Source organism: Pseudomonas sp. NPDC087814, from assembly GCF_044742865.1.
Classification (GTDB): domain Bacteria; phylum Pseudomonadota; class Gammaproteobacteria; order Pseudomonadales; family Pseudomonadaceae; genus Aquipseudomonas.
The window spans coordinates 99,701-105,700 of sequence record NZ_JBIUVK010000019.1; the positions used below are offsets into that span (position 1 = coordinate 99,701).

4 protein-coding genes and 1 pseudogene are annotated in these 6,000 nt (G+C 60.3%); all 5 read right to left on the reverse strand.

The genetic code is table 11. The features are described from left to right. Positions 1–31 precede the first annotated feature (31 nt). Entirely contained in the window at positions 32–481 is a 450-nt protein-coding gene (locus tag ACIOMR_RS16730; RefSeq protein ID WP_134325642.1) for a hypothetical protein, read from the reverse strand. Next, on the reverse strand, positions 478–1,398 hold the full coding sequence (locus ACIOMR_RS16735; RefSeq protein ID WP_102604267.1) for an NAD synthetase: 921 nt from the start codon (positions 1,396–1,398) through the stop codon (positions 478–480). The genes ACIOMR_RS16730 and ACIOMR_RS16735 overlap by 4 nt, the downstream gene beginning before the upstream one ends. Positions 1,399–1,620: 222 nt before the next feature. Next, the gene (locus ACIOMR_RS16740; protein ID WP_008439091.1) at positions 1,621–3,924 is read right to left on the reverse strand and encodes a YgiQ family radical SAM protein; all 2,304 of its coding nucleotides are present in this window, start codon (positions 3,922–3,924) and stop codon (positions 1,621–1,623) included. Positions 3,925–4,023: 99 nt separating this feature from the next. Further along, positions 4,024–5,418, reverse strand: coding sequence for a replicative DNA helicase (gene dnaB / locus ACIOMR_RS16745; protein WP_003217484.1), 1,395 nt, complete (start codon positions 5,416–5,418; stop codon positions 4,024–4,026). 120 nt (positions 5,419–5,538) lie between these two features. Then, positions 5,539–5,985: pseudogene (rplI, locus tag ACIOMR_RS16750) on the reverse strand (50S ribosomal protein L9). Positions 5,986–6,000 lie beyond the last annotated feature (15 nt).

Here is a 6,000-nt window from a genome sequence, read left to right on the forward strand (position 1 = left end):
GAGTGTGAGGGTGGGTGGTGAATCTACCCAGTCAACGGGCTTTGTGCCTGGCGATCACGGCTTCACGCAGGTGGCGAACTTCGACCAGTTTCTGGCGCATTTCGCGGTGGCGCTTGCTGTTAAGCACCAGCAGCGCCAGCAACGGCAACAGCACGCTCATGCCATAAATAAATGGATGCGGTCGGTACTCGATCGTGGGCAGCACACACACAAGACAAAGCCCCAGCAACACCACCAGCGGCCACACCCATTGCGGGCGTCCGCGGGCGATCATGAAGTTGCAGTGCACGATGACCAACGTCAGAGCGATTCCGCCGAGAAAGGAGTACTTGGCGTTATCCGCCAGGGGAAGGTCCCGGAAATAGCTGTCAAAAAACAAAGGCACCGCGAAGACCAGGGAAAATACCGCTGCAAATATCGCCCCCATGAAAACCGGAAAGTACCGGGATAGAAAGGCACGAATGCTCGGTGCTTGGTTCATTGCTCAATCTCCTCGTATAGACCTACGGCAATGGTTCGGACATTCCCGGAGAGCGCACTGCCCGTGAAGCCAATCGAGGCGCCCAACGCATCCTGTATTTGCGTGACCGTTGCGTGCTTGACCTGTGTGGGCGTGAAGCGCTTGGGCAGCTCACCTGACAACTGTCGCAACTTGAGCATCTTCGAGCTCAAGCGAGGGTCGTTAATGCTCAGCAACTCCTTGGTCAGTTTGGCGCGCTCTTGTCGATTCAAGCCTTTCAGTACCTCCCGAACACTTTTGCCGGTGGTCGCCCTATTCAGCCGGACCAGCTTGAGGGTGGTGAGTGACGATGCACCGACTCCGACCAACGATGCGGCGTCCAACGCGATCATCGTGTATTGATACCATTCCTCGCCGTCGAGCTCGTCGTTGCGCGACGGATTTCTTATTTCGTTGACGGTCCGGTAGCCACCGGCAAAACACTGAACGGTACTGGCTGCCGCAGCGGTGTAGCCGAGGGCTGCGACCACCGTACTGGCACCCGCCGAAAACGGTATCGCGACAGAGCCGCTGAGCACCACTACCCAGCCGATGACTGCACCGGCACACGACAGCGTGGTGTTGATCGCTTCACCCACCAGCCGCGATTCACGGGGATTGTCTTGCACCTGCTGGGCGAACTGCGCCGGCGCTATGTACCGCTGCGCTTCCCGCAGGATCACGCGTTTGGGCGCAATGCTGCAGATGGGTTGGAATTCGCGCAGGGTGACGACGTTGAAGTCAGCATCGATATACACCACACCCGCCCCCACAATGCCGGGGTCGGCGTCGATGGCGGCAAACAGGCGTGGCAGGTTGATCTGGCTTTCGATGCGCTGGCGGGCCATGAACTGGGAGCGGTTGGAGTCCATGCCGATGCCAAGCAGGGGGCTGCTCATGGGGGTGTTCTTCCTTGAAATGGGTGGTGTCTGAACTGGCGCTTTCGCGAGCAAGCCCGCTCCCACATTCGACCGCATTCTCATGCTGAAACCCGGTCACATGTGGGAGCTGGCTTGCCTGCGATGGCGCTCGAATGGGCGCCACCTTAACAAACAGGCTACCCACCCGCTAGAAAGCAAAACGCCAGCACGAGGCTGGCGTTTTTGCGTTTCAGGCTGCGATCAACGCGGCACGACCGGCTTGCGGGCTGGCTTCTTGCCTTTGCCCTTGGCGGCGTCGGTGCGTTCCTTGGCGGCCTGCTTGTTACGCGCCATGGCCGCGGCCTTGGCTTGCTCGCGCTTGTCCCACGGGTTGCTGCCATCACTGCCTCGCGGCGGCAAGCCAGTGTGCTGGGTGAGGATCCTGGTGGTGGTTTCCTTCGCAACCTTGTGGCTGCCAGCCGGCGTCGAGTTTTTGCGACGAGCGCTCTGGTAGCTGTCGGTGGACGGTTGGTGCAACGGGATCAGTTGCTCCTTGCCCGGCCCGATCAGGTCTGCACGGCCCATGCGAGTCAATGCTTCACGCAGCATCGGCCAGCCCTTCGGGTCGTGGTAGCGCAGGAAGGCCTTGTGCAGGCGGCGCTGTTCTTCGCTCTTGACGATGGTCACCGCGTCGCTCTTGTAGGTGACCTTGCGCAGCGGGTTCTTGCCCGAGTGGTACATCGCCGTGGCGGTGGCCATTGGCGACGGGTAGAACGCCTGCACCTGGTCGGCGCGGAAGCCGTTGCCCTTGAGCCACAGGGCCAGGTTCATCATGTCTTCATCGGTGGTGCCCGGGTGGGCGGCGATGAAGTAAGGAATCAGGTACTGCTCCTTGCCCGCTTCCTTGGTGTACTTCTCGAACATGCGCTTGAACTTGTCATAGCTGCCGATGCCCGGTTTCATCATCTGGTTGAGCGGACCTTCCTCGGTGTGTTCCGGGGCGATCTTCAGGTAACCACCGACGTGGTGGGTCACCAGCTCCTTCACATACTCCGGCGACTCGACCGCGAGGTCGTAGCGCAGGCCGGAAGCGATCAGGATCTTCTTCACACCCGGCAACGCACGGGCGCTGCGGTACAGCTGGATCAACGACGAGTGGTCGGTGTTCAGGTTCGGGCAGATGCCCGGGAACACGCAGGATGGCTTGCGGCACGCGGATTCGATTTCCGGGCTCTTGCAGGCAATGCGGTACATGTTCGCGGTCGGGCCGCCGAGGTCGGAAATGACGCCGGTGAAGCCTGGCACCTTGTCGCGGATCTCTTCGATTTCGCGAATGATCGACTCTTCGGAACGGTTCTGGATGATCCGGCCTTCGTGCTCGGTGATCGAGCAGAAGGTGCAGCCGCCGAAGCAGCCACGCATGATGTTCACCGAGAAGCGGATCATGTCGTAGGCCGGGATCTTTTCCTTGCCGTACGCCGGGTGTGGAACACGGGCGTAAGGCATGCCGAACACGTAGTCCATTTCTTCGGTAGTCATGGGAATGGGCGGCGGGTTGAACCACACATCCACTTCGCCGTGCTTCTGTACCAGCGCGCGGGCGTTGCCCGGGTTGGTTTCCAGGTGGAGCACGCGGTTGGCGTGGGCATACAGCACCGAGTCGCCACGGACTTTTTCCACGGACGGCAGACGGATCACGGTCTTGTCACGGGTCATGCGTGGGCTGGCCAGGATCTGTACCACCTTGGCCTCTTCCGGGTCTTCCACCGGGCCCTTTTCCTGCTCGATGGCGCAGGCCTGGGTGTCCTGGGTATTCACGTACGGGTTGATGATCTTGTCGATCTTGCCCGGACGGTCGATACGGGTGGAGTCCACCTCGTACCAGCCTTCAGGCGTGTCACGGCGAATGAACGCAGTGCCGCGCACGTCGGTGATGTCTTCGATCTTGTGGCCCCACGACAGGCGCTGGGCGACTTCGACGATGGCCCGCTCGGCGTTGCCGTACAGCAGGATATCGGCACAGGCGTCGATCAGGATCGAGTTGCGTACACGGTCCTGCCAGTAGTCGTAGTGGGCGATGCGGCGCAGGGAGGCTTCGATGCCGCCGAGCACGATCGGCACGTGCTTGTAGGCTTCCTTGCAGCGCTGGCTGTAGACCAGGCTCGCGCGGTCCGGACGTTTGCCGGCCATGCCGCCTGGGGTGTAGGCGTCATCGGAGCGGATTTTCTTGTCGGCGGTGTAGCGGTTGATCATCGAGTCCATGTTGCCGGCCGCGACGCCGAAGAACAGGTTCGGCTCGCCGAGCTTCATGAAGTCGTCTTTGGACTGCCAGTTGGGCTGGGCAATGATCCCGACGCGAAAGCCCTGGGACTCCAGCAGCCGGCCGATGATTGCCATGCCGAACGACGGATGGTCCACGTACGCGTCACCGGTGACGATGATGATGTCGCATGAATCCCAGCCAAGCTGATCCATCTCCTCCCTGCTCATCGGCAGGAATGGCGCAGGACCGAAACATTCGGCCCAGTACTTGGGATAGTCAAATAACGGCTTGGCTGTTTGCATGACGGTGACCGGTGTTGAGATGAAAAATCGCGGGCGCGGAATATAGCACAAAATTTGACCAATTCCGACCTTTGCAGTCGGAATTGGCGGGCAGCGCTTTTACTCGTCTTCGAAGTTATAGCTGCCCGGCGCCAGGTTCTCGAAGCGGGTGTATTTACCGATGAAGGCCAGGCGCGTGGTGCCGATTGGCCCGTTACGCTGTTTACCGATAATGATTTCAGCGATGCCTTTATGCTCGGTCTCCGGGTGATACACCTCGTCCCGGTATACGAACATGATCACGTCAGCATCCTGCTCGATCGCTCCGGATTCCCGCAAGTCGGAGTTGATCGGGCGTTTGTTCGGGCGTTGCTCCAGGGACCGGTTGAGCTGCGACAGGGCAACCACCGGGCAGTTGAATTCCTTGGCCAGGGCTTTCAACGAGCGGGAAATCTCGGAAATCTCGTTGGTCCGGCTGTCGCCGCTGGAACCCGGGATCTGCATCAACTGCAGGTAGTCGATCATGATCAGGGCAATATCGCCGTGCTCACGCACCAGGCGTCGGGTACGCGCGCGCATTTCCGACGGACTGATGCCCGCGGTGTCATCGATAAACAGCTTGCGATCGTTGAGCAGGTTGACCGCCGAGGTCAGCCGCGGCCAGTCGTCGTCTTCCAGGCGGCCGGCACGCACCTTGGTCTGGTCGATGCGGCCCAGGGACGACAACATACGCATGATCAGCGATTCGCCTGGCATCTCCAGGGAGTAAACCAGTACGGCCTTGTCGCTGCGCAACACGGCGTTTTCCACCAGGTTCATGGCGAAGGTGGTTTTACCCATGGACGGACGGCCGGCGACGATGATCAAGTCGGCTGGCTGCAGGCCGCTGGTCATGCCGTCGAGGTCGGTGTAGCCGGTGGACAGGCCGGTGATGGCGTTGTCGGTGTTGAACAAGGTGTCGATACGGTCGATGGCCTTGGTCAGCAAGTCGTTGACGCTGACCGGGCCGCCGGTTTTAGGCCGGGCCTCGGCGATCTGGAAGATCTGCCGTTCGGCTTCGTCGAGAATCTCTTCGGCAGTGCGGCCTTCCGGGTTGAACGCGCTGTCGGCGATCTCGGTGGCGATGCCGATCAACTGGCGCAACGTGGCCCGCGCACGGACGATCTGCGCATAGGCCTTGATGTTGGCGACCGATGGCGTGTTTTTCGCCAGCTCGCCCAGGTAACCCAGGCCGCCCACTTGGGACGTCTGGCCTTCCTTGTCCAACTGCTCGGCCAGGGTCACCACGTCGATCGGTGAGTTCTGGTCGGCCAGCTTGGCAATGGCACGGAAGATCAGGCGGTGGTCATGACGGTAGAAATCGCCGTCCGAGACTTGATCCAGCACGCGTTCCCAGGCGTTGTTGTCCAGCATCAAGCCACCGAGCACGGCCTGTTCGGCCTCGATGGAATGCGGCGGCACCTTCAGGGCAGCGGTTTGCAGGTCATATTGCTCAGGAGCGGAGATATCGTTCATGGCCACTTGGAATAGTTGGAGAATCTGGGGCTACAGAAAAACAAAAGGCACGACCTGTGAACAGGATCGTGCCCGATGTTAACTGCCTGGCACGCGAGGTGCCAGTCAGTTAGGTGTTGCTTAAGCTGCTACCACAACAACGCGTACGGTTGCTTCGACTTCAGCGTGCAGGTGCACGGCTACATCGAATTCGCCAACGTTGCGGATGGTGCCGTTCGGCAGACGAACTTCGCTCTTCTGCACTTCAACGCCGGAGGCGGTCAGTGCATCAGCGATGTCGTGGGTGCCGATCGAACCGAACAGCTTGCCTTCGTCACCGGCGGTGGCAGGGATAGTGTCTTCCAGCTCTGCCAGTTGGGCAGCGCGAGTTTCGGCCGAAGCTTTTTTGTCTGCTGCTGCTTTTTCCAGCTCGGCACGACGCTCTTCAAACGCAGCCAGGTTGGCAGCGGTTGCAGCGGTGGCTTTGCCGTATGGCAGCAGGTAGTTACGACCGTAGCCGGCCTAAACGTTCACTTTGTCGCCCAGGTAGCCCAGGTTGGCGACTTTTTCCAGAAGGATCAGTTTCAAGAGAAAATACTCTAA